The organism is Massilia sp. YIM B02769 (assembly GCF_030411995.1).
Classification (GTDB): domain Bacteria; phylum Pseudomonadota; class Gammaproteobacteria; order Burkholderiales; family Burkholderiaceae_D; genus Telluria.
In genome coordinates, this window is sequence record NZ_JASNRC010000001.1 from 131,435 (window position 1) to 153,643 (window position 22,209).

Below are 22,209 nucleotides of genomic sequence, written 5' to 3' on the forward strand. Positions count from 1 at the left end.
GCCATGACCGAACCGAACCGCCCGCAAGCCGCCCCGAGCGGCACCTGGACTTCCCCGATCAGCGCCGCCGTGGTCGCCGCCGGCGCCATGCCGCTGTCCCAGCTCGCGCTCGACGGCCGGGATGTGCTGTGGCTGGCCGGACGCGCCAGCGAAGCCGGCCGCACCACGCTGCTGCGCCAGCGCGCGGGGGCGATGGCCGAACTCACCCCCGCCCCCTTCAACGTGCGCAGCCGCGTGCACGAATACGGCGGCGGCGCGTATGCGGTGGACGGGGGCACGGTCTGGTTCTCGCACCACGCCGACAACAAGCTGTACCGCGTGGAAGACAGCGCCGAACCGGTGCAGATGACGAAGGAAGAAGCCGTGCGCTATGCCGACTTCGTGCCCGACCGCGCGCGCCAGCGCCTGGTCGCCGTGCGCGAAGACCACCTGGCGGGCGAAGCCCACCCCGTGAACACGGTCTGCGCGGTCGGCTTCGACGGTACGGAAACCATCCTCGTCGACGGCAACGATTTCTACGCTGCCCCGCGCCTGTCACCAGATGGCAAGCAGCTGGCCTGGCTGTGCTGGGACCACCCGCGCATGCCCTGGCAGGGCACGGAATTGTGGGTCGCCGACGTGGCGGATGACGGCAGCCTGGTCGACGGCCGCCTGGTGGCCGGCGGCATGGACGAATCGATCTGCCAGCCGGAATGGTCGCCCGAGGGCCTGCTGCACTTCGTGTCGGACCGCAGCGGCTGGTGGAACCTGTACCGCTTCGAACACGGCGTGGTGCACCCGCTGTGCCCGCGCGAAGCGGAGTTCGGCGGCCCGCACTGGAGCTTCGGCGGCTCGATGTACGGCTTCCGCTCGGAAGACGAAATCGTCTGCACCTATATCGAGGACGGCGTCAGCCGCCTGGCCAGCCTGTCCACGCGCGGCTGCACACTCACGCCCATCGACACGCCTTACCAGGAAATCCGCGAACTGCGCGTCACGCCGCAGGCAGTGGCGGTACTGGCCGGTTCGCCGACCATCGCCCTGGAACTGGCCCTGATCGACCCTGCCACCGGCGCACGCGAGGTGCTGGCGCGTTCGATCGACGCCCTGCCCGACACCGGCTATCTGTCCGTCCCGCGCAGCATCCGCTACCCGAGCGCGAACGGCCGCAGCGCCTATGCCTTCCACTATGCCCCGGCCAACAAGGACTTCGCGCTGCCGGACGGCGAACTGCCGCCGCTGATCGTGATCGGCCACGGCGGCCCGACCGGCATGGCCACCAGCACCCTGAAACTGGCCACCCAGTTCTGGACCAGCCGCGGCTTCGCCGTGCTCGACGTGAACTACGGCGGCAGCAGCGGCTTCGGGCGCAGCTACCGCGATTTGCTGAAGGGCCAGTGGGGCGTGATCGACGTCGAGGATTGCGTGGCCGGCGCGCGCCACCTGGCGGCCGAAGCCCTGGCCGACCCGGAGCGCCTGCTGATCCGCGGCAGCAGCGCCGGCGGCCTGACCACGCTGTCGGCCCTGGCCTTCCACGACGTGTTCAAGGCCGGCGCCAGCTACTACGGCGTGTCCGACCTGGCCGGCCTGGACGCCGACTCGCACAAGTTCGAGTCGCACTACAACGAATACCTGATCGCGCCGAAAGCCCAGGCCGATGCGGTGTACCGCCAGCGCTCGCCGATCCACCACACCGCGTCGCTCAAGCGCCCGATGATCTTCTTCCAGGGACTGGACGACAAGGTGGTGCCGCCGCAGCAATCGGAATCGATGGTGGAGGCGCTGCGCGCCAGCCGCGTGCCGGTGGCCTACATCACGCTCGAGGGCGAAGGCCACGGCTTCCGCAAGGCCGACAGCGTGGTCAAGACGCTGGAAGCGGAACTGGTGTTCTACCTGCGCGTGTTCGGCATCCCGGTGCCGCAAGGGCTGCCGCAAGTCGAGATCGAGAACCTGGCTGCATGACGTCGAACAACCTACGCCAGGCCATCCCCGGACTCGCAGACGAATTCAAACGCCCGCTCGGCCTGCTCGCACTGGCGGGCGAGCCGATGGGCCGCAAGCGCATCTACGATTGCCTGAAGCTCCTGTACGGGGGCAGTTTTACCGAAAGCGCCTCGAACGCAGACCTGACCCAGCTGCGCGACCACTGCCTGATCCAGGAAGTCACGGGCCGCGGCTTCGTCATCGCGCCCGAGGTATCATGGCCGGCCCTGAAGGCGGTGATCGACAACGACGAGCTCCAGGACCTGGCCGCCGCCTACATGCACGACATGCCGGTGCGGATGGACTGGCAGGGCCGCCCCGTGCTGCGCAGCTACCGCCAGGGCGTGGCCCTGCTGCGCGTGGCGCTCGCCACCGGCAAGGAAAGCGCGGTGATCTCGCCGCTGCTGGCTGCCTGCCTGGCCTGCCACGAAGCGGCGTATTCGCCGCCTTTCGTCGATATCTGCGCACGCCCCTTCGAACCGGAGCTACTCGACCACATCCATCCGCACGTGCGCGAAGGCGTACTGGCGGTATTGATCCACCATGCCCAGCGCGAAGTCGATGTGGCGGCGGACATCCGCGCCTACACCGAACGCCACGTGGCCCAGGGCGGCGCGTCGATGGGCTTGCGCGTGGCGCTGGCCGAGCACCTGATCCTGTGCGGCCGCCTGGACGACGCCGGCGCGCTGCTGGCGGAGCTGGACGACTCCACCGCCCTGTTCTACCGCAGCGTGATCCTGCTGCTGCGCGACGGGCTCGATGAGGCCCTGGCCGGCTTCGACGCCGCCCTGAAACTGCTGCGCCGCGAAACCGGCAGGCGCAAGGCGGTCTTCCCCGGCATCGGCGGCTATTTGTACGTGACGGCCATGCTGCGCCGCGACGACCCCGCGCACCAGAAAGCCCTCGACAGTTACCTCGACAGCGCCACGCGCGCCGTGCAGAGCCACGACACCGCCGTCTACCAGCAACTGAGCATGCTGCGCCAGATCCGCGGCGGCACGGTCGACGCCAACGTGCTGCCGTCGCGGAACTGGGAAACCGCGCTGCAGCCGGTGATGTTCCGCGCGCTCATGCATTGGTGGCTGGGTATGCCGCAGCTCGCCAACCGCAGCGAGCTGCTGGAAGAAAGCCTGGCCCTGTCGGAAGCGGCCGGCTTCGACCTGGTCAGCGCCCAGCTGGCCGGTGTGCTGGGGCAGATGGGCAGCATCGCGCACGAACAGCGCGCCATCGCCCTGCGCCGGCAGCATCGCCTATCCGACATGACGCTCTGGTTCGAGCGCGAGCAGGCCTGGGAGCGTCAATTGAACGCGCTGATCAACCTGCAGCCGGCCGTGAACGTGGAAGTGGTAAAGGAATCGCGCATGGTCTGGCTGCTGCGCTACGACGCCCAGTACGGCGTGCAGGAAGTCGAGCCGCGCGAACAGAAGCGCGATGCGCAGGGCGCCTGGAGCCGCGGCCGCCCGATGGGCCTGAAGCGCCTGCTGGAAGAAGCGGCATCGCTCGACTTCGTCACGGCGCAAGACCTGCAGGTGGTGGCCAGCATCGGCGCCCAGCGCCAGCAATACAGCAGCAACCTGCGCTATGACTTCGACCTCGACAAGGCGGTGGCCGCACTGATCGGCCACCCGCTGCTGTTCTGGATGGATGCGCCAGGCACGCGCGTGGAACTGCTGCCGGGCGAACCCGAGCTGCTGGTCAAAGCCGACCGCGACAACGTGACCATTTCTCTGCGTCCGCCGCTGCACCGCGACACCGGCGACGTGGTGGTGACGCGCGAATCGCCGATCCGCCTGCGCGTGGTGCGCGTGCGCGAGGAGCACCGCCGCATCGGCGCGATTGTCGGCGAAGCGCTGGTCGTGCCCCTGGAAGCCGAGGTGCGCGTGCTGCAGGCGATCGGCGCGATTTCGTCGATCGTCACGGTGCAGTCGGACATCGGCGCCAGCTCCGCCGATATCGAGCGCATCGCCGCCGACCCGCGCCTGCACGTGCACCTGCTGCCCTACGGCCAGGGCCTGCGCATCCGCATCCTGGTGCGGCCGTTGCCGGATACGGGCGCCTATTATGCGCCGGGCAGCGGCGCCGAGCGCGTGATCGCCGACATGAACGGCGTGCGCACCGAAGCCAAACGCGACCTGAACCTTGAGCGCGAAAGCCAGCGCCAGCTGCTGCTTGAGTGCCGCGCCCTGGAAAGCGCCGAGGAAGAACACGGCGAATGGCTGCTCGGCCAGCCCTTCGCCTGCCTGGAACTGGTGAGCGAATTGCAGGAACTCGATGCTTCGCGCGTGGTGATTGCCTGGCCCGAGGGTGAGCCTTTCCGCGTCAGCAAAAAGGTCAGCTCAAAATCCGTGCGACTCAACATCAAGCGCGACAAGGACTGGTTTGCCGCGAATGGCGAAGTGGTGGTCGACGAAGGCCGCGTGCTGGACCTGGTGTCGCTGCTGGAAAAGATGCGCGGCAGCGAAGGCCGCTTCGTCGCCCTGGGCGACAACCAGTTCCTGGCACTGACCAACGAACTGCACCGCCGGCTCACCGACCTCGCCGCCTACACCGATGCCAACGGCGAAGCGCTGCGCGTACACCCGCTGGCCAGCTTCGCGCTGGAAGAACTGGCGCTCGACGCCGGCAACGTGGAATTCGACAAGGCCTGGCGCACGCATTTGCAAAAGATGGCGGACAACGCGGCCTACGAGCCGCAGCTGCCGTCCACCCTGCAGGCCGAGCTGCGCGACTACCAGCGCGAAGGCTTCGAGTGGCTGGCGCGCCTTGCGCACTGGGGCGTGGGCGCCTGCCTGGCCGACGACATGGGCCTGGGCAAGACCCTGCAGGCGCTGGCCTTGATCCTGCTGCGCGCGCCGAATGGCCCGACCCTGGTGGTAGCGCCGACGTCCGTCTGCACCAACTGGATCGCCGAAGCGGCGCGCTTTGCGCCAACGCTGAACATCAAGTTGTTCGGCCCCGGCGACCGGGCCGACATGATCGAGAATGCCGGCGCCTTCGACGTGATCGTCGCCAGCTACGGCCTGCTGCAACTGGAGGCGCCGCTGTTCACAAAAAAGCAGTGGCATACCATCGTGCTCGACGAAGCGCAGGCCTTCAAGAATGCCGCCACGCGCCGCTCGCAGGCGGTGATGGCCCTGCGCGGCGACTTCCGCATGATCGCCACCGGCACGCCGCTGGAAAACCACCTGGGCGAACTCTGGAACCTGTTCCGGTTCATCAACCCGGGTTTGCTGGGCACCGCCGACCAATTCCAGCTGCGCTTTGCCGGCCCCATCGAAAAAGCGCAGGACAAGCGCGCCGAGGCTGGGGCACGCACGCGTTTGCGGCGCCTGACGCAGCCCTTCATCCTGCGCCGCACCAAGAGCCAGGTGCTGACCGAGCTGCCGCCGCGTACCGAGATCGTGATCCCGGTCGAACTGACGCAGGAAGAAACCGCGCTCTACGAATCGCTGCGCCGCGAAGCGCTCGATAAACTCGCCGCGCTGGAGGCGCCGGAAAGCCAGAAGTCGATTGCGATTTTGGCCGAGATGATGCGGCTGCGCCGCGCGGTCTGCAATCCTGAGCTGGTGGCGCCGGGCCTGGGTATCGCCAGCAGCAAGCTGAATACCTTTGCGCACCTGATCGACGACCTGCTGGAGAACCGCCACAAGGTGCTGGTGTTCAGCCAGTTCGTCGACCACCTGACCTTGATTCGCAAGCTGCTCGACGAACGCGGTATCTCTTACCAGTATCTCGATGGGTCGACCTCGATGCAGGAGCGGAAAAAGCGCGTCGACGCCTTCCAGGCCGGCGAGGGTGACCTGTTCCTCATCAGCCTGAAGGCGGGCGGCGTCGGCATCAACCTGACGGCGGCCGACTACGTGATCCACATGGACCCGTGGTGGAACCCGGCGGTGGAAGACCAGGCCTCGGACCGTGCGCACCGCATGGGGCAGCAGCGGCCGGTGACCATCTACCGCCTGGTGGCGCGCCACACCATCGAGGAAGGCATCGTCGAACTGCATGGCCACAAGCGCGACCTGGCCGACAGCCTGCTCGAAGGCGGCGACATGGCGGCGCGCATGTCGCCGGGCGACATGCTGGCGATGCTGCAGCAGGGACTGGCGCGCTGAGCCCATCCATGTGATCATTGCCGCTTTTGCAAGCGAACCCGTATCCGACAAAGATGCGGGCGCCTGGTCAAAACGTGACGACATGTTTCAACCGCCCGCAAGCAGCCTGAATGGTGCTACTCTGGCGCGCTGGCCTGTGTCTTCCGCAGGACCTGGCGCCCCAATCTTTACTCCACAGGGCCGATCACGATGATGAAAACGAAACTCGCGCTGGCAGTCATTCTCGCCAGCCTTGCACTGGCGCCCGCCAGCGCCAAGCAGACCAAGAACGCCAAGCCGAAGGCGACGAAAGTAGTCAAATCCAAAGCCTCCAAAGCCAAGGCGCCCGCTGCCAAGGACAAGTCGAAGGGCAAGTCGAAGGGCAAGGTCGCCACCGCTGCCGCAGCTGCCGCCACCACCGCCGTCGTCGCAGCCAAGTCGACCGGCCCGGAAAAGCGCCTCGACCGCCGCGCCGATTCGCTCGGCATGCAGTACCTGACCGCGCTCTGGCGCGTCGATCCGGAAGGCGGCATCTCGGTCGGCAAGTTCGACGCCGCCGCCAATCTCACCATCCCCGACGACGCCACGCGCGCGAAAAAACTCGCGTTCGCCAACGAGTGGCTGGAAAAATTCCGCAAGCTCGATCAGCGCCAGATGTCGTCGCGCCAGCGCACCGACGTCGCCCTCCTGATCAACAAGCTCGAGACCGACCGCTGGCGTTTGACCACGCTGCGCGAGTTCGAATGGAACCCGTCGCTGTACAACGTGGCCCAGCCGCTCGACCTGATCCTGAACACCGACTACGCGGCGAAACCACAACGCCTGCGCACCATCCTGAAGCGCCTGGCCGACGTGCCGGCCTATTACCAGGCGGCGCAAGCGACGATCAAGAACCCGACGCGCGAACACACCCAGCTGGCGATCGCCCAGGCGCCGGGCACGCTGGCCGTGCTGGCCGACCTTGGCCAGGCGGCCCAGGAATCGATCCTGAACGCCCAGGAAAAGGCGATCTTCGCCCAGCGCATCGCGAACGCCGGCAGCGCGGTACTGGGCTACGTGGATTACCTGGAAAAGACGGACAAGACCCTGGCCCAAAGCGGACAGGCGCGTCCGTTCAGGCTGGGCAAGGCGCTGTACGAGCAGAAGTTCGCGCTCGAGATCCAGTCGGCCAGCAGCGCCGAACAAACCTTCCGTAAGGCCCTGCGCACGCGCGAGGAACTGCTGGCGCGCATGAACACCATCTCCGACGAACTCTGGCCGCGCTACATGGCCGGCGTGGCGAAACCGGACGACCGGTTTAAAAAGATCGGCATGCTGATCGATAAGCTCTCCGCACGCCACGTCGCGCGCGAGAACTTCCTGCCCGAGATCCGGCGCCAGATCCCGGAACTCCAGGACTGGGTGATCAAGCACGACCTGCTCACGCTCGACCCGAACAAGCCGCTGGAAGTGCGCGAAACGCCGATGTACCAGCGCGGCGTGGCCGGCGCCAGCATCGACGCGCCCGGCCCTTACCGTCCGAAGGACCGCACCTACTACAACGTGACGCCGCTCGACGGTCTGTCGGCCGAGCAGGCCGAAAGCAGCCTGCGCGAGTACAACGAGTGGATCCTGCAGATCCTGAACATCCACGAAGCCATCCCCGGCCACTACGCCCAGCTGGTGCACGCGAACCGTTCGCCGTCGCTGGTGAAGTCCCTGTTCGGCAACGGCGCCATGGTCGAAGGCTGGGCCGTGTACGGCGAGCGCATGATGCTCGAATCCGGCTACGGCGGCAACGCGCCGGAAATGTGGCTGATGTACTCGAAGTGGAACCTGCGCAGCGTCACCAACACCATCCTCGATTACTCGGTGCACGTGCTCGGCATGCGCCAGGAAGCGGCGCTGGACCTGCTGGTGAACCAGGCCTTCCAGACGCGCCAGGAAGCGACCGAAAAGTGGCGCCGCGTGCAGCTGTCGTCGGTGCAGCTGACCAGCTACTACAGCGGCTACAGCGAGATCATGGAACTGCGCGAGCAGCGCAAGCAGGCCCTGGGCGATCGCTTCAACCAGAAGCAGTTCCACGACCAGTTCCTCAGCTATGGCAATGCGCCGGTGAAGATGATCGCCGAACTGATGCGCGACTGACCATCGCCGCATCCACAACGACCGGGCCACGCGCCCGGTTTTTTTTGGCAAACAGCCGGGGTCAGGTCTGACATTCGGACACAAGCTCAACCTTATAGAAGGCCGAGCATGAAACTACAGCAGAGGCCGTGTCCGAATGTCAGACCTGACCCCGGCTTTTTTACAGGCGGTATGATGTGGGTTTCATCGGAAGACAATCAGCATGAGCACTGACGGACAGATCACTCCCGACGCGATGGCCGCGCTGCGTGCGCGCTTCGATGCGCAGTCGCGCAAGGCGCAGGTGTATTACGCGGTCATGCACGAGATGAAGGGGATACTTGGCAAGGACGAGGCGGCCAGTGCCTGGATGGATGGGCCGTTGGAGGCCTTTGGCGGGCAGACGCCGGCCCAGCTGGTGGCGGCCGGGCGCGAGCAGGAAGTGCTGGCGCACATCCGCAGCGGGAAGGGTAAATGACGAGGGCGTAAAAAAACCGGAGCGCGCTCCGGTTTCTTGTTTGCTGTTCCCCGCTTATGCCTCTTCCGGCGCCTGCGTCATGCGCACGAACATCGGCGCCACCAGCAGGCCCAGCTCGAACAGCAGGCACATCGGAATGGCCAGGGCCAGCTGGCTGACCACGTCCGGTGGCGTGACAATCGCCGCGATCACGAACGCGCCGACGATCATGTAGGGGCGAATCGACTTCAGCTTCTCGATGCTGACGATGCCCATGCGCACCAGGATCACCACCACCACCGGCACCTCGAAGGTGGCGCCGAAGGCGAGGCACATCGACATCACGAAGTCGAGGTAGTTCTCGATGTCCGGCATCACCGCGATCGTCGAGGGTGCGAATTCGGCGATGAAGTGGAACACGCGCCCGAACACCAGGAAGTAGCAGAAGGCCACGCCGCCGATGAACAGCAGCGAGGACGAGATCACCAGCGGCAGCACCAGGCGCTTTTCGTGGGCGTACAGGCCAGGCGCGACAAAGGCCCAGATCTGGTAGAACACCCAGGGCAGTGCGATGATCAGGGCGACCATCAGCGTGACCTTCATCGGCACCAGGAAGGGCGAGACGACGCCGGTGGCGATCATCTTGGCACCCGGCGGCAGCGATTGCAGCATCGGCTCGGCGAGGAAATCATAGACCTCCTTCGGCCCCGGCCAGATCATCAATGCGATGCAGACCAGCGCCACGCCGATGATGGCCTTGACCAGGCGGTCGCGCAGCTCGACGAGGTGGGAGATGAAGGTTTCTTCGACTGGCGCTTCTTCGGTCGTCATCTAGAAAAAGGAACTATTGGAGGATTTCACGCCAGGGCGGAACTTGCGCACGCGTGCGGCGCCCGACAACACCCGGGTCTTGCCGCCATGGCGGTGCTTGTACCAGGCCGGCACGGCGGACGAACGCACCAGCTTCTTGCGGCGGAAGTCGCGCGCCTTGCGTTCGAGGTCGTCGATCGTGGCCGATGGCGCGGCAGGCGTGGCGATGGTCGGCTGGATATCGCCTTGCCATGCCGACTTGACGTCGTTCATGGCGCCCGACATATGGTGCTCGACGTCGGACTGGAACTCGGCCGCGCTGTCCGCCACTTCCTTGTGCAGGTTGCGCAATTCGTCGAGCTGGATCTCGCGGCTGACCTCGGATTTCACGTCCTGCAGGTAGCGCTGGGCGCGCCCGTATAGGGTGCCGGCCATGCGCGCCACCTTCGGCAGCTTTTCAGGGCCGATCACGATCAGCGCCACCACACCGATGATGGCGATCTTCGACAGTCCCAGGTCGATCATGGGGCGAGCGAATTACGAACGGTGTTTTTCGCGGGTCTCGACGTCGATCGTCGACTTGTCCGCCACCTGTTGCGTCGGGCTGGCAGGGTTGGCCGGGTTCGAAGCCGACTTCTCTTCCTCGCCCTTCACGCCATCCTTGAAGCCCTTGACGGCCTTGCCGATGTCCGAACCGACATTGCCCAGTTTTTTGGTACCGAACAGCAGCACCACCACCACCAGCACGATTACCCAGTGCCAAATACTCATCGAACCCATCGTTATCTCCTTCGCAGACGCTTGCGCCTGAAATTGGTGCAGTCAAACATACCGTGCCAGTATAAGCCATGCGGCCCTTCTTGACCCGGCCAAAAGAATATTGTCAAGGGCCAATACCACAGCGTGCCTCATTGGGAACGTTGCTATGGCTTGGCTGCCGCCCGTACGGTGGGCACTCCGTGCCCACGCGGTTACGTGCGTGTGCGGTTGGGGTTGGCGGTGATGCATCGCTCGCCAACGTCAAACCCGGTCACGCATACGCCGGTTTTCATCGCATATGTTTCGAGCGATTCGTCACGGCCAGTGGTGCATGCATCAACACGTAACCGCGTGGGCACGGGGTGCCCACCGTACGATATCGGCCGCAGGCCACCATATCGGACGCCGCGCAGCCTCCGCAATTACGTACCCAGCCCCCGCCACGGCCGCTCGCCGCCGTACATGTGCAAATGCAGGTGATACACCTCCTGCCCGCCGTTCGGACCGCTGTTGATCAGGGTCTTGAAGCCGCCGCTGCGCTGGCCGTTGGCATCCGTGGTCACGCCCACGCCCTGCTCCGCCGCCAGCCGCGGCGCCAGCGCCAGCATCTTGCCCAGCACCGCGGTGTGGTCATCGGTCACGTCGGACAGGGTCGCCACGTGCACCTTCGGAATCACCAGCAAATGCACCGGTGCCGCCGGGTTGATGTCCTTGAACGCCAGCACATCGTCGTCCTCGTACACGACGTTCGCGGGAATCTGTTTCGCGACGATCTTGCAGAAAATGCAGTTATCCATGTTGTCTCCTTGTGTCCGGCATAGTAAGCGCAAACCATGACGGCGCCATGACGCAAACGGTTTCTATGCTTCCTTGCGGGCGGCCTTTTCTTCCAGGCCCGACACGCCCTCGCGCCTGGCCAGTTCGTCCAGCACCTGTTGCGGGTTCAAATCGAACTTCGCCAGCAGCAGCATCGAATGGAACCACAGGTCGGCCACTTCGTACACGATTTTCGACGTGTCGCCGGACACGCGCGCGTCTTTCGCCGCCATCACGGTCTCGGTGGCTTCTTCGCCGATCTTTTTCAGGATGGCGTCGTCGCCCTTGGCGAACAGTTTAGCGGCGTACGACGTCGCCGGGTCGCCGCCGTTCTCGGGCTTGCGGCCTTCGATAGTCGCGGCCACGCGGGCCAGGATCTCGCTCATGGGGTCTTCTTCGTATTCGTGTAAATCGTTTCCGGATCCTGCAGCACCGGCTCCACCGCCTGCCAGTCCTCGCCATCGAACTTCTGGAAGAAGCAGGAATGGCGGCCGGTATGGCAGGCGATGCCGCCGGCCTGCTCGATCTTCAGCAGGATCACGTCCTCATCGCAATCGAGGCGCATTTCCAGCACCTTTTGCGTGTGGCCGGACTCCTCGCCCTTGTGCCACAGCTTCTTGCGCGAGCGGCTCCAGTAGACGGCTTCGCCCAGCTCCACCGTGCGCGCCAGGGCGTCTCGGTTCATCCAGGCGAACATCAAAATGTCGCCCGTGGCGGCTTCCTGGGCGATCACCGGCACCAGGCCGTTCTCGTCCCAGCGCACTTTTTTCAGCCACTTCACGTTCGAAGCGGCGTTTGCATTGGTTGGCGCCATCTTCACTCCAGTCGCATCGGAATGCCGCGTTCGGCCATGAAGCGCTTGGCTTCGCCGACCGTGTGCTGGCCATAGTGGAAGATCGACGCTGCCAGCACCGCATCGGCATGCCCTTCGAGCACGCCGTCGGCCAGATCCTGCAGGCCGCCGACGCCGCCCGAGGCGATCACCGGAATGCCGACGGCGTCCGACACGGCGCGCGTCAGGCCCAGGTCGAAACCGGACTTGGTGCCGTCGCGGTCCATGCTGGTCAACAGCAGTTCGCCGGCGCCCAGTTCCTGCAGCTTGACGGCCCACTCCACCGCGTCCATGCCGGTGGCATTCCGGCCGCCGTGGGTGAACACTTCCCATTTGCCGGGTGCGGTCTGCTTGGCGTCGATCGCCACCACGATGCACTGCGAACCGTGCTTTTGCGAGGCGTCGAACACCAGCTGCGGGTTCTGCACCGCCGAGGTGTTCATGCTCACCTTGTCGGCGCCGGCGTTCAGCAGGCGGCGCACGTCCTCGACCTTGCGCACGCCGCCACCGACGGTGAGCGGAATGAATACGGTCGAAGCAACCGCTTCGATGATCGGCAGGATCAGGTCGCGCCCGTCGCTCGACGCCGTGATGTCGAGGAAGGTGATTTCGTCGGCGCCTTGCCCGTCATAGCGGCGCGCGATTTCGACGGGGTCGCCGGCGTCGCGCAGCTCGGTGAAATTGACGCCCTTGACGACGCGCCCGCCCGTCACGTCGAGGCAGGGGATGATACGTTTTGCCAGCATGGGGTTAAGCTTCTTCGCCCTCGGTCAGTTCGTCGGCGCGCGCCTGGGCCGATTCCAGGTCGAGCGTGCCTTCGTAGATCGAACGGCCGCAGATCACGCCTTCGATGCCTTCGTCCTGCACCGCGCACAGGGCTTCGACGTCGGCCAGGTTGTGCAGGCCGCCGGAGGCGATGATCGGGATGCGCACCGCTTGCGCCAGGCGCACGGTCGCTTCGATGTTCACGCCGCCCATCATGCCGTCGCGGCCGATGTCGGTGTAGATGATGGATTCGACGCCGTAGCCTTCGAACTTCTGGGCCAGGTCGATCACTTCGTGGCCGGACATCTTGCTCCAGCCGTCGGTGGCGACCTTGCCGTCTTTCGCATCCAGGCCGACGATGATCGAGCCGGGGAAGGCGCCGCAGGCGTCGTGCAGGAAGCCCGGGTTCTTCACAGCGGCGGTGCCGACGATGATGTAGCTGATGCCGTCATCCAGGTAGCGCTCGATGGTGTCGAGGTCGCGGATGCCGCCGCCCAGCTGGACCGGAATCTCCTCGATGCCATTCGCTTCGGCGAATTCCTGGACAACTTGCAGGATCGATTTGATGGCCGGTTCGTTCTTTGGCTTACCGGCAAAGGCGCCGTTCAGGTCGACCAGGTGCAGGCGGCGCGCGCCCTTTTGCAGCCAATGCAGGGCCATTTCGGCGGGGTCTTCGGAGAAGACGGTGGCGAGGTCCATATCGCCTTGTTTCAGGCGAACGCAGTGACCGTCTTTCAGGTCGATGGCGGGGATCAGCAGCATGGTCGTGGTCAGTTAGTGAACGGTGGATGAACGCGGTTGTTCAAGGATTCCAGTGGATGAAATTGCGGTACAGGCGCAGGCCGGCGGCTGCGCTCTTTTCGGGGTGGAACTGGGTAGCGACGAGGTTATCGCGCGCGACGGCGCAGGTGTACAGGCCGCCGTAGTCGGTTTCGCCGATGGTGTCGCTGGCCTCGTCTGTCGCGACGTAATAGCTGTGCACGAAGTAGAAATAGCTCCCGTCGGCCACGCCTTCCCACAGCGGGTGGGCGCGGGTTTGCCGGACGCGGTTCCAGCCCATTTGCGGGACCTTGAAGCGCGAGCCGTCGGCCTGGGTCTTGCCGTCGAGCTGGAAGCGCACCACCTTGCCCGGCAACAGCCCGAGGCCTGGGGTACCGCCGTTTTCTTCGCTCTCGTCGAACAGCATCTGCTCGCCCACGCACACGCCCATCACCGGGCGGGTGGCGACAGCGCGGCGCAAGGCGTCTTCGGCGCCCGAGGCGCGCAGGCTGTCCATGCAATCGCGCATGGCGCCCTGCCCCGGCAGCACGATGCGGTCGGCCGCGTCGATGTCGGCGGCCTTGTTCGAGACCAGGATGTCGGCTTCGGGCGCGGCGGCGCGCAGGGCCTGCGCTACCGAGCGCAAATTGCCGAGGCCATCGACCACTACGATCTTGTTCGCCATGGTGTTTACAGGCTGCCTTTGGTCGAAGGGATGATGCCGGCGGCGCGCTCATCGAGCGTGGTCGCCATGCGCAGCGCGCGGCCGAACGCCTTGAACACGGTCTCGCACTGGTGGTGCGCGTTCACGCCGCGCAGGTTATCGATGTGCAGGGTCACGCCGGCGTGGTTCACGAAGCCGCGGAAGAATTCGCCGGTGAGGTCGACGTCGAAGGTGCCGATCATGGCGCGCGTCCAGGGGATGTGCATTTCCAGGCCCGGACGGCCGGAGAAGTCGATCACCACGCGCGACAATGCCTCGTCCAGCGGCACATACGAGTGGCCGTAGCGGGTCATGCCCTTCTTGTCGCCGACGGCCTTGGCGATCGCCATGCCGAGCGTGATGCCGGTGTCCTCGACGGTATGGTGGGCGTCGATGTGCAAGTCACCCACGGCCTCGACTTCCAGGTCGATCATGCCGTGGCGGGCGATCTGGTCGAGCATGTGGTCCAGGAAGGGCACGCCGGTGTTCAGTGTCTGGCGGCCGGTGCCGTCGAGATTGAGCGCGACGCGGATCTGCGTCTCGTTGGTGTTGCGGGTGATGTCTGCGGTGCGGGTCATGAAAAGGTGCTCGTTTGGCTTGCTTAGGCGAGGGCCGCCTTCAGGCCGTTCAGGAATGCGGAGTTTTCTTCCGGCGTGCTGACCGTCACACGAATGCAATTGGCCAGCGATGGGTGCATTTTACTCAAATTTTTGATCAGCACCTTCTCGGAGAGGAGTTTAGCGCAGACAGCGGTGGCGTCCGCTACCCGCAGCGAAATGAAATTCGCCGCCGACGGAAATACTTCGACTCCCGGCAGGGCTGCCAGTTCGGCAACCAGGCGCTCGCGCTCGGCGTTGATCGAGGCGGCCTGGGCGTCCAGCACCTCGACGTGGTCCAACACGAACTCGGCCGCCACCTGGGTCAGCACGTTCACGTTGTAGGGCGGGCGCACCTTCTCGAACTCGTTCAACAGCGCAGGCGCGGCGGTCATGTAGCCGAGGCGGATGCCGGCCAGGCCCAGCTTGGATACGGTGCGCATCACGACCAGGTTGTCGAACTCGCCGAGGCGGTCCATGAAGGTCTTGCGCGCGAACGGCTGGTAGGCTTCGTCGAGCACGGCGATGCCGTTGTCGCCCAGGGCGCGCAGGATGGCTTCGATGTCCTCGGTCGCGAACAAATTGCCGGTCGGGTTGTTCGGGTAGGCCAGGAAGACCACGGCCGGCTTGTGCTCGTCAATCGCGGCCAGCATGGCCGGCAGATCCAGCGTGAAGTCGGCCTTCAGGGGCACGCCGACGAAATCGGCGCCCGCGAACTGGGCCGAGCGCGAATACATGACGAAAGCCGGCACCGGCGCCATCACGACCGCGCGCTGGTCCGTGCTGGCCACCGTGGTGGTGACGATCTGGATCAGCTCATCCGAGCCGTTGCCGAGCAAAACGCCGTAACCTGCCGGGATGCCCAGCTTGGCGCTGACCTTGTCCTTCAGCGTGGCGTAGGACGCCACCGGGTAGCGGTTCAGCACCGCGTCGGCCAGGCGCGTGGCCAGTTCCTGGCGCAGTTCTTCGGGCAGCGCGTACGGGTTTTCCATCGCGTCCAGCTTGATGTAGCCGCTCGCATCAGGCACGACATAGGCGCTGTTGGCGCGGATGTCCGCGCGGATGACGTTGGCGATCAGGTTCTCGATGGGCATGTTCATTCCTCGGTGGCGGTGGCGCGTGCGCGGCGCGCGATGCTCTTGCGTTGCTTGATGGTGGGTTCGGGGTCAGGCGAGGCCAGGCGCGCTTCGATGATGGCGCAATAGGCCGGGTTCAGCTCGAAGCCGGCGAACTGGCGCCCCAGGCGCTTGGCGGCGATCGCCGTGGTGCCGCTGCCCATGAAGGGATCCAGCACCACGCCGCCCGGCGGGCAGGACGCCTTGATCATGCGCTCGATGATCTCGAGCGGCTTTTGCGTGGGGTGGTCGGCGCGCTCCGGGTGCTCGCGGTGCAGGCGCGACACGCTCCACAGGTCCTTCGGGTTGTAGCCGACCTCCAGCCACTTGGCGCCCACGAAGATCGCGCGCGTGCGCGCCTTTTTCGTCGCTTCGTCGTAGGGCACGCGCACGGCGTCGAGGTCGAAGTAGTAATCCTTGCGGTTGACAAAAAAGCCGATGGTGTCGTGCACCGACGAGAAGCTGCGCACGCTGCCGCCCATCGAGGGCACGCGGCGGTCCCAGATGATCTCGTTCATCATCGTCATGCGCTTTTTCAGCATGACGAAGATCTCGGGCGCAAAGCGCCAGGTAAGGAAGATATACAGGCTGCCGTTGGCCTTCAGCTTGGGCAGCGCCGCGTTCACCCATTCCTCGGTCCAGGCCAGGTAGGCCTCGACACTCTGCTGGTCCGAGGCGTTGCCGTAGTCCTTGCCGAGGTTGTAGGGCGGGTCGGTCAGGATCAGGTCGACGGAACCGTCGGGGATGCGCGCCAGCCCTGCCAGCGCGTCCTCGCAGAAGACCTGGTTGACCCAGTCCGTCATGACTGCTTGATACGCAGTTCGGCGCTGCGCGCGTGCGCCTGCAGTCCTTCGCCATAGGCCAGTTCGGCCGCTACCTTGCCCAGCGTTTGCGCGCCGGCTTCGCTCACCTGGATCACCGACGAGCGCTTCTGGAAGTCGTACACGCCCAGCGGCGACGAGAAGCGCGCCGTGCGCGAGGTCGGCAGCACGTGGTTCGGGCCGCAGCAGTAGTCGCCCAGCGACTCCGACGAAAAGCGGCCCAGGAACATGGCGCCGGCGTGGCGGATCTGCTCGGCCCACTGTTGCGGGTTCTCGGCCGAGATTTCCAGGTGCTCGGCGGCGATGTCGTTGGCGATCGCGCAGGCTTCTTCCATGTCGCGCACCTTCACCAGGGCGCCGCGGTCCGTCAGGGACGTGGTGATGGTTTCGGCGCGCGGCATGGTCGGCAGCAGCTTGTGGATGCTGGCCTCGACCTGCTTGATGTAGTCCGCGTCCGGGCACAGCAAAATCGCCTGCGCCAGTTCGTCGTGCTCGGCCTGCGAGAAGAGGTCCATCGCCACCCAGTCCGGATCGGTGGTGCCGTCGCACAGCACCAGGATTTCGGAAGGACCGGCGATCATGTCGATGCCCACCACGCCGAACACGCGGCGCTTGGCGGCCGCCACATAGGCATTGCCGGGGCCGACGATCTTGTCGACCGCCGGGATCGTTTCGGTGCCATAGGCCAGTGCGCCCACAGCCTGGGCGCCGCCGATGGTGATTACGCGCGTCACGCCGGCAATCGCGGCGGCGGCCAGCACCATCTGGTTTTTGACGCCGTCCGGGGTCGGCACCACCATGACGATTTCCTTCACCCCTGCCACCTGCGCCGGGATCGCGTTCATCAGCACCGACGACGGGTAGGCAGCCTTGCCGCCCGGGACGTAGATGCCGACGCGGTCCAGCGGCGTCACGCGCTGGCCCAGCACGGTGCCGTCAGGCTCGGTGTAGGTAAAACCGTTCAGTTCCTGTTTCTGGCGCTCGTGGAAGACGCGGATACGCTCGGCCGCCGTCTGCAATGCCGCGCGCTGGGCTTCCGGCAGCGCGGCCAGGGCAGCCTGCAGTTCGTCCTGCGTTAAATCGAAGGCGCCGATGCCGGTGGCGTTCACGCGGTCGAAGCGGTTGGTGTAGTCGAGCACGGCCGCATCGCCACGCTTTTTCACGTCGGCGAGGATGGTCGCCACCGCGGTTTCGATTGCATCGTCGGTCGCGGCCTCGAAGGCGAGCAGCGTATGCAGCTGTTCCTTGAAATTTGCGGCACTGGAATCGAGAGTGCGGATCTGTACTGCCATGGTTCAGCCTTGTAGTCTGGATGCCTTGTCGAAGGCTTCGATAATCGGTTGCAGGCGCTCGCGTTTCAGCTTGAGCGCGGCCTGGTTCACGACCAGGCGCGAGGAGATCTCCATGATCTTCTCGACTTCGACCAGGTTGTTGGCGCGCAGGGTGTTGCCGGTCGAGACCACGTCGACGATGGCGTCGGACAGGCCGACCAGCGGCGCCAGCTCCATCGAGCCGTACAGCTTGATCAGGTCGACGTGCACGCCCTTGCTGGCGAAGTGCTCGCGCGCGGTATGCGTGAACTTGGTCGCCACGCGCAGGCGCGCGCCCTGGCGCACGGCGGTCTCGTAGTCGAAGCCGGCGTTCACCGCCACCGACATGCGGCAGCAGGCGATGTTCAAATCGACCGGTTGATACAGGCCTTCGCCGCCATGCTCGAGCAGCACGTCCTTGCCGGCCACGCCGAAGTCGGCCGCGCCGTATTGCACATAGGTCGGCACGTCGGAAGCGCGCACGATCAGCACGCGCACCAGCGGGTCGTTGGTGGCCAGGATGAGTTTACGCGAAGTCTCCGGGTTCTCGGTGACGACGATGCCGGCCGCCTCGAGGAGCGGGAGCGTGTCCTCGAAGATGCGGCCCTTGGACAGGGCCAGGATCAGGCCCGGCTCCGTCGATTGTGTTGCGATGCTCATGTCTTACGTAACCCGTTATTTGATCCGCACGATGTCGGCGCCCACCGCCGACAGCTTCACTTCCATGCGGTCGTAGCCGCGGTCGAGGTGGTAGATGCGGTCGATCAGGGTCGTGCCTTCGGCGGCCATGCCGGCGATCACCAGCGAGGCCGAGGCGCGCAAATCGGTGGCCATCACCGGCGCGCCGACCAGGCGCTCGACACCCTTGATGAAGGCGGTATTCCCCTCGGTGGAAATGAAGGCGCCCAGGCGGTTCATCTCCTGCACGTGCATGAAGCGGTTCTCGAAAATGGTCTCGGTCACGCGGCTCGGGCCGGCGGCGATGGTGTTCACCGCCATGAACTGGGCCTGCATGTCGGTCGGGAAGCCCGGGTACTCCGTGGTGCGGAAGGACACCGGCTGCGGACGGCCATCCATGCGCGCACGGATGGTGTTGCTGCCCACTTCCATCTGCAGGCCGACTTCGCGCAGTTTATCGAGCGCGACATCGAAGATGTCGGTGCGGGTATTGGTCAGCACGATGTCGCCGCCGGTGGCAGCGACGGCACACAGGAAGGTCGCGGCTTCGATGCGGTCCGAGATGACGGCGTGCTTGGCGCCATGCAGTTCAGGCACGCCCTGGATCACCAGGCGGTCGGTGCCGATGCCCTCGATCTTCGCGCCCATGGCCACCAGCAGGTTGGCGAGATCCGTGACTTCCGGCTCGCGTGCGGCGTTTTCCAGCACGGTTTCGCCTTCGGCCAGGGTCGCGGCCATCAGCAGGTTCTCGGTGCCGGTGACCGTGATCATGTCGGTCAGGATGCGCGCGCCCTTGAGCTTTTTCGCCTTGGCGTAGATGTAGCCGCCTTCGATGGTGATCTCGGCGCCCATCGCACGCAGGCCCTTGATGTGCTGGTCGACCGGACGCGAGCCGATGGCGCAGCCGCCCGGCAGCGAGACCTTGGCTTCGCCGAAGCGCGCCAGCAGCGGGCCGAGCACCAGGATCGAGGCGCGCATGGTCTTCACCAGCTCGTACGGCGCTTCCAGGCTGGTGATGCTGGCGCCGTTCAGGGTGACGTTTTCATCGTCTTGCGTCACCTTCAGGCCGGTCTGTTCGAGCAGCTTGAGGATGGTTTTCACATCGTGCAGGCGCGGCACGTTGGAGAGTTCGACGTCGCCTGCCGTCAGCAGGCCGGCGCACAGGATGGGCAGGGCCGCGTTCTTGGCGCCCGATACCGAAATCTCGCCGTTCAGGCGCTTGCCGCCAACAATCTGGAGCTTGTCCATGCTTATCCTTGGTACTCGTCCGGGGTCAGGGTCTTCATCGACAGCGCGTGGATTTCCTCGCGCATGCGGTCGCCGAGGGCGGCGTACACCAGCTGGTGGCGCTGGATCGGACGCTTGCCGGCGAATTCAGGCGAAACGATCAGGGCCGAAAAGTGCCGGCCATCGCCCTCGACCTGCAGGTGGGTGCACTGCAGGCCCTTTTCGATGTAGCTGTGGATCAGTTCTGGGGTGGTCGACACGATAAATCCTAAACAATGATTAGTGGCGCAGCTTGTAGCCGTGCCGGAGCAAATTGATCGCAATGGCCGCCAATACCGCGAAGAAGGCGGACACGATGGCCAGGCTGGTCCACGGCGAAATATCGGACTGGCCGAAGAAGCCGTGGCGGAACCCGTCAATCATATAAAAGAACGGATTGAAATGCGAGACCGCCTGCCAGAAGCCGGGCAGCGAGTGGATCGAATAGAACACACCGGCCAGGAAAGTGGCGGGCATGATCAGGAAGTTCTGGAAAGCGGCGAGCTGGTCGAATTTGTCGGCCCAGATACCGGCGATCACGCCCAGGGTGCCGAGTATGGCCGCGCCCAGCACCGCGAACACGATGATCCAGAGCGGCGCCGCAAAGCTCAGGTGGGCAAACCAGGCGGTAATCGCGAACACGCCGGCGCCGACCACCAGGCCGCGCACCACCGAGGCCGACACGTAGGCCAGCAGGATTTCCCAGTGCGACAGCGGCGGCAGCAGGATGAATACCAGGTTGCCGGTGATCTTCGACTGGATCAGCGACGAAGACGAATTGGCGAACGCGTTCTGCAGCACGCTCATCATCACCAGGCCGGGGATCAGGAAGGCGGTGTAGTTCACGCCCGGATACACCTCGACCCGGCCTTCGAGCACGTGGCCGAAGATCAACAGGTACAGCATGGCGGTCAGGATCGGCGCGGCGATGGTCTGCGTCGCGACTTTCCAGAAACGCAGCATTTCTTTATAAAACAGGGTACGGAACCCGACAGAAACAAAGTTCACAGTGCACCCTTTCCGGCTTTGGCATCGCCCATGATTTGCAGGAAGATGTCTTCCAGGTCGGCTTGCTGGAGTTGCATCTCGTCGACCACGGCGCCGCTTTCGCGCAGGCGCGCCAGGATGGCTTCGACTTCGCCCGGGGCGTTGATGCGCAGGCTGTAGCGGTTGCCTTTGGCGCCTGCCTGTCCATCCTGTTCGTCGTGCGACACCAGCGGACGCAGGCCTTCCGGCAACGTGCCCTCTTTCAAGTGCACGATCAATTGCGAACCCGACACGCGGCGCAGCAGGCCCTGCATGCTGTCCAGCGCCACCACTTCGCCGAGCTTCAGCATGGCGACGCGCTGGCACATGGCCTCGGCTTCTTCCAGGTAGTGGGTAGTGAGCACGACGGTGTGGCCTTCGCGGTTCAGGCGCGAGATAAATTTCCACAGGGTCTGGCGCAGCTCGACGTCGACGCCGGCGGTCGGCTCGTCCAGCACGATGACGGGCGGCTTGTGCACCAGGGCTTGCGCCACCAGCACACGGCGCTTCATGCCGCCGGACAGGGCGCGCATGTTGACGTCGGCTTTATTCGTGAGATCGAGGTTGTGCATGATCTCGTCGATCCAGCCATCGTTGTTCTTGATGCCGTAGTAGCCCGACTGCAGGCGCAGGGTTTCGCGCACGGTGAAGAAGGGATCGAACACCAGTTCCTGGGGCACCACGCCGAGGTTCTTGCGCGCATTGCGGAAGTCGGTGACGACGTCGTGGCCGTGGATCTTCACGCTGCCGACATCGGGCCGGATCAGGCCGGCGATGGTGGAAATCAGGGTCGTCTTGCCGGCGCCGTTCGGGCCGAGCAGGCCGAAGAACTCGCCTTGTTCGATGTTCAGGGAAACGCCCTTGAGGGCCTTGAAGCCCTTGTAGCTTTTCTCGACGCTGTTAATCTGGATCGCTGTCATTGTTCTTGGGAGTGGCCGTGGCGCAGGACGCGCGCGAGCCGAGCGGGGAAACGACCCATTATAGGGGAAATCGGAAATGCAAGAGCTTGGGGGAATGAGAAGCCAAGAATGCCGGCTTTATAGGAAACATTGCCGCAACCGGTGAACTCAACCGTACGGTGGGCACCCCGTGCCCACGCGGAAGGCCGCGTCATCGGCGGCGGATGTGGCAGAGGCAAAATGTGGAAGCCGATCAGGCTCCGGAAGAGAGTCGATAACGCATCGGGCCAAAATGGACGCTATCGAAATGCCCCTATGGGATAAGCCGCAGGTCCGCAAGGTTCCGCGTGGGCACTTCGGTTCAAAGGCCCCCGGCCTTTGAACCCCCACCGTACGGTCACCAATCCCGCCGGGAACACCGGCGCGACCGATCACACA

At 65.0% G+C, this 22,209-nt stretch carries 22 protein-coding genes; 4 read left to right on the top strand and 18 right to left on the bottom strand.

Going from position 1 to position 22,209, the window contains the following annotated elements:
- The first annotated feature begins 3 nt into the window (after window positions 1–3).
- The 4 genes from QPK31_RS00610 to QPK31_RS00625 all read left to right on the top strand — a co-directional run bounded on the left by QPK31_RS00610 (window position 4) and on the right by QPK31_RS00625 (window position 8,637).
- Window positions 4–1,941 (top strand): prolyl oligopeptidase family serine peptidase, encoded by a 1,938-nt coding sequence (locus QPK31_RS00610; RefSeq protein ID WP_290421007.1) that lies wholly within the window; start codon window positions 4–6, stop codon window positions 1,939–1,941.
- Entirely contained in the window at window positions 1,938–6,074 is a 4,137-nt protein-coding gene (locus QPK31_RS00615; RefSeq protein WP_290421008.1) for a DEAD/DEAH box helicase, read from the top strand. The genes QPK31_RS00610 and QPK31_RS00615 overlap by 4 nt, the downstream gene beginning before the upstream one ends.
- Window positions 6,075–6,263: 189 nt before the next feature.
- Window positions 6,264–8,180, top strand: a complete 1,917-nt coding sequence (locus tag QPK31_RS00620) for a DUF885 domain-containing protein (RefSeq protein ID WP_290421009.1) — start codon at window positions 6,264–6,266, stop codon at window positions 8,178–8,180.
- A 202-nt stretch (window positions 8,181–8,382) separates the two neighbouring features.
- A complete protein-coding gene (locus tag QPK31_RS00625) occupies window positions 8,383–8,637 on the top strand; it encodes an MbcA/ParS/Xre antitoxin family protein (protein ID WP_290421010.1) in 255 nt (84 codons plus the stop codon).
- A gap of 54 nt (window positions 8,638–8,691) precedes the next feature.
- Here the strand turns inward: QPK31_RS00625 and tatC are convergent, their stop codons facing one another.
- The 18 genes from tatC to QPK31_RS00715 form a co-directional block, all read right to left on the bottom strand.
- On the bottom strand, window positions 8,692–9,447 hold the full coding sequence (gene tatC, locus QPK31_RS00630; protein WP_290421011.1) for a twin-arginine translocase subunit TatC: 756 nt from the start codon (window positions 9,445–9,447) through the stop codon (window positions 8,692–8,694).
- Window positions 9,448–9,951, bottom strand: coding sequence for a Sec-independent protein translocase protein TatB (tatB, locus tag QPK31_RS00635; protein ID WP_290421012.1), 504 nt, complete (start codon window positions 9,949–9,951; stop codon window positions 9,448–9,450).
- 12 nt (window positions 9,952–9,963) lie between these two features.
- On the bottom strand, window positions 9,964–10,206 hold the full coding sequence (gene tatA / locus QPK31_RS00640) for a Sec-independent protein translocase subunit TatA (RefSeq protein ID WP_290421013.1): 243 nt from the start codon (window positions 10,204–10,206) through the stop codon (window positions 9,964–9,966).
- 401 nt (window positions 10,207–10,607) lie between these two features.
- Window positions 10,608–10,982 (bottom strand): histidine triad nucleotide-binding protein, encoded by a 375-nt coding sequence (locus tag QPK31_RS00645; protein WP_229436450.1) that lies wholly within the window; start codon window positions 10,980–10,982, stop codon window positions 10,608–10,610.
- Between the two features lie 63 nt (window positions 10,983–11,045).
- Window positions 11,046–11,387 (bottom strand): phosphoribosyl-ATP diphosphatase, encoded by a 342-nt coding sequence (locus tag QPK31_RS00650; protein ID WP_290421014.1) that lies wholly within the window; start codon window positions 11,385–11,387, stop codon window positions 11,046–11,048.
- Complete coding sequence (hisI, locus tag QPK31_RS00655) at window positions 11,384–11,815, bottom strand: phosphoribosyl-AMP cyclohydrolase (protein WP_290421015.1); 432 nt, start codon at window positions 11,813–11,815, stop codon at window positions 11,384–11,386. The genes QPK31_RS00650 and hisI overlap by 4 nt, the downstream gene beginning before the upstream one ends.
- Before the next feature lie 2 nt (window positions 11,816–11,817).
- Complete coding sequence (gene hisF, locus QPK31_RS00660) at window positions 11,818–12,579, bottom strand: imidazole glycerol phosphate synthase subunit HisF (protein ID WP_290421016.1); 762 nt, start codon at window positions 12,577–12,579, stop codon at window positions 11,818–11,820.
- A gap of 4 nt (window positions 12,580–12,583) precedes the next feature.
- The gene (gene hisA / locus QPK31_RS00665; RefSeq protein WP_290421017.1) at window positions 12,584–13,360 is read right to left on the bottom strand and encodes a 1-(5-phosphoribosyl)-5-[(5-phosphoribosylamino)methylideneamino]imidazole-4-carboxamide isomerase; all 777 of its coding nucleotides are present in this window, start codon (window positions 13,358–13,360) and stop codon (window positions 12,584–12,586) included.
- A gap of 40 nt (window positions 13,361–13,400) precedes the next feature.
- Window positions 13,401–14,042 (bottom strand): imidazole glycerol phosphate synthase subunit HisH, encoded by a 642-nt coding sequence (hisH, locus tag QPK31_RS00670; protein ID WP_290421018.1) that lies wholly within the window; start codon window positions 14,040–14,042, stop codon window positions 13,401–13,403.
- 5 nt (window positions 14,043–14,047) lie between these two features.
- Window positions 14,048–14,638 (bottom strand): imidazoleglycerol-phosphate dehydratase HisB, encoded by a 591-nt coding sequence (gene hisB, locus QPK31_RS00675; RefSeq protein ID WP_290421019.1) that lies wholly within the window; start codon window positions 14,636–14,638, stop codon window positions 14,048–14,050.
- A 23-nt stretch (window positions 14,639–14,661) separates the two neighbouring features.
- The gene (gene hisC, locus QPK31_RS00680; protein WP_374045772.1) at window positions 14,662–15,750 is read right to left on the bottom strand and encodes a histidinol-phosphate transaminase; all 1,089 of its coding nucleotides are present in this window, start codon (window positions 15,748–15,750) and stop codon (window positions 14,662–14,664) included.
- A gap of 2 nt (window positions 15,751–15,752) precedes the next feature.
- Entirely contained in the window at window positions 15,753–16,574 is an 822-nt protein-coding gene (locus QPK31_RS00685; RefSeq protein ID WP_290421021.1) for a site-specific DNA-methyltransferase, read from the bottom strand.
- Window positions 16,571–17,884 (bottom strand): histidinol dehydrogenase, encoded by a 1,314-nt coding sequence (hisD, locus tag QPK31_RS00690; RefSeq protein WP_290421022.1) that lies wholly within the window; start codon window positions 17,882–17,884, stop codon window positions 16,571–16,573. The genes QPK31_RS00685 and hisD overlap by 4 nt, the downstream gene beginning before the upstream one ends.
- Window positions 17,885–17,887: 3 nt before the next feature.
- Window positions 17,888–18,562: an ATP phosphoribosyltransferase gene (gene hisG / locus QPK31_RS00695; RefSeq protein WP_229436434.1), complete on the bottom strand. Its 675-nt coding sequence runs from the start codon at window positions 18,560–18,562 to the stop codon at window positions 17,888–17,890.
- A gap of 15 nt (window positions 18,563–18,577) precedes the next feature.
- Complete coding sequence (gene murA / locus QPK31_RS00700; protein ID WP_290421023.1) at window positions 18,578–19,828, bottom strand: UDP-N-acetylglucosamine 1-carboxyvinyltransferase; 1,251 nt, start codon at window positions 19,826–19,828, stop codon at window positions 18,578–18,580.
- Between the two features lie 2 nt (window positions 19,829–19,830).
- Window positions 19,831–20,067, bottom strand: a complete 237-nt coding sequence (locus QPK31_RS00705) for a BolA family protein (protein ID WP_229436430.1) — start codon at window positions 20,065–20,067, stop codon at window positions 19,831–19,833.
- A gap of 19 nt (window positions 20,068–20,086) precedes the next feature.
- The gene (locus tag QPK31_RS00710) at window positions 20,087–20,854 is read right to left on the bottom strand and encodes an ABC transporter permease (RefSeq protein ID WP_290421024.1); all 768 of its coding nucleotides are present in this window, start codon (window positions 20,852–20,854) and stop codon (window positions 20,087–20,089) included.
- Entirely contained in the window at window positions 20,851–21,792 is a 942-nt protein-coding gene (locus QPK31_RS00715; RefSeq protein WP_290421025.1) for an ABC transporter ATP-binding protein, read from the bottom strand. The genes QPK31_RS00710 and QPK31_RS00715 overlap by 4 nt, the downstream gene beginning before the upstream one ends.
- Window positions 21,793–22,209 lie beyond the last annotated feature (417 nt).

What these genes read in the sequence shown, in the direction of transcription:
- tatB (WP_290421012.1), bottom strand. Translation starts at nt 9,951, where the DNA reads ATGATCGACCTGGGACTGTCGAAGATCGCCATCATCGGTGTGGTGGCG.
- QPK31_RS00615 (WP_290421008.1), top strand. Translation starts at nt 1,938, where the DNA reads ATGACGTCGAACAACCTACGCCAGGCCATCCCCGGACTCGCAGACGAA.
- QPK31_RS00645 (WP_229436450.1), bottom strand. Translation starts at nt 10,982, where the DNA reads ATGGATAACTGCATTTTCTGCAAGATCGTCGCGAAACAGATTCCCGCG.
- QPK31_RS00715 (WP_290421025.1), bottom strand. Translation starts at nt 21,792, where the DNA reads ATGACAGCGATCCAGATTAACAGCGTCGAGAAAAGCTACAAGGGCTTC.
- QPK31_RS00625 (WP_290421010.1), top strand. Translation starts at nt 8,383, where the DNA reads ATGAGCACTGACGGACAGATCACTCCCGACGCGATGGCCGCGCTGCGT.
- tatA (WP_290421013.1), bottom strand. Translation starts at nt 10,206, where the DNA reads ATGGGTTCGATGAGTATTTGGCACTGGGTAATCGTGCTGGTGGTGGTG.
- hisG (WP_229436434.1), bottom strand. Translation starts at nt 18,562, where the DNA reads ATGAGCATCGCAACACAATCGACGGAGCCGGGCCTGATCCTGGCCCTG.
- QPK31_RS00685 (WP_290421021.1), bottom strand. Translation starts at nt 16,574, where the DNA reads ATGACGGACTGGGTCAACCAGGTCTTCTGCGAGGACGCGCTGGCAGGG.
- hisH (WP_290421018.1), bottom strand. Translation starts at nt 14,042, where the DNA reads ATGGCGAACAAGATCGTAGTGGTCGATGGCCTCGGCAATTTGCGCTCG.
- QPK31_RS00610 (WP_290421007.1), top strand. Translation starts at nt 4, where the DNA reads ATGACCGAACCGAACCGCCCGCAAGCCGCCCCGAGCGGCACCTGGACT.
- hisF (WP_290421016.1), bottom strand. Translation starts at nt 12,579, where the DNA reads ATGCTGGCAAAACGTATCATCCCCTGCCTCGACGTGACGGGCGGGCGC.
- hisC (WP_374045772.1), bottom strand. Translation starts at nt 15,750, where the DNA reads ATGCCCATCGAGAACCTGATCGCCAACGTCATCCGCGCGGACATCCGC.
- hisB (WP_290421019.1), bottom strand. Translation starts at nt 14,638, where the DNA reads ATGACCCGCACCGCAGACATCACCCGCAACACCAACGAGACGCAGATC.
- QPK31_RS00620 (WP_290421009.1), top strand. Translation starts at nt 6,264, where the DNA reads ATGATGAAAACGAAACTCGCGCTGGCAGTCATTCTCGCCAGCCTTGCA.
- hisA (WP_290421017.1), bottom strand. Translation starts at nt 13,360, where the DNA reads ATGCTGCTGATCCCCGCCATCGACCTGAAAGACGGTCACTGCGTTCGC.
- tatC (WP_290421011.1), bottom strand. Translation starts at nt 9,447, where the DNA reads ATGACGACCGAAGAAGCGCCAGTCGAAGAAACCTTCATCTCCCACCTC.
- murA (WP_290421023.1), bottom strand. Translation starts at nt 19,828, where the DNA reads ATGGACAAGCTCCAGATTGTTGGCGGCAAGCGCCTGAACGGCGAGATT.
- hisD (WP_290421022.1), bottom strand. Translation starts at nt 17,884, where the DNA reads ATGGCAGTACAGATCCGCACTCTCGATTCCAGTGCCGCAAATTTCAAG.
- hisI (WP_290421015.1), bottom strand. Translation starts at nt 11,815, where the DNA reads ATGGCGCCAACCAATGCAAACGCCGCTTCGAACGTGAAGTGGCTGAAA.
- QPK31_RS00650 (WP_290421014.1), bottom strand. Translation starts at nt 11,387, where the DNA reads ATGAGCGAGATCCTGGCCCGCGTGGCCGCGACTATCGAAGGCCGCAAG.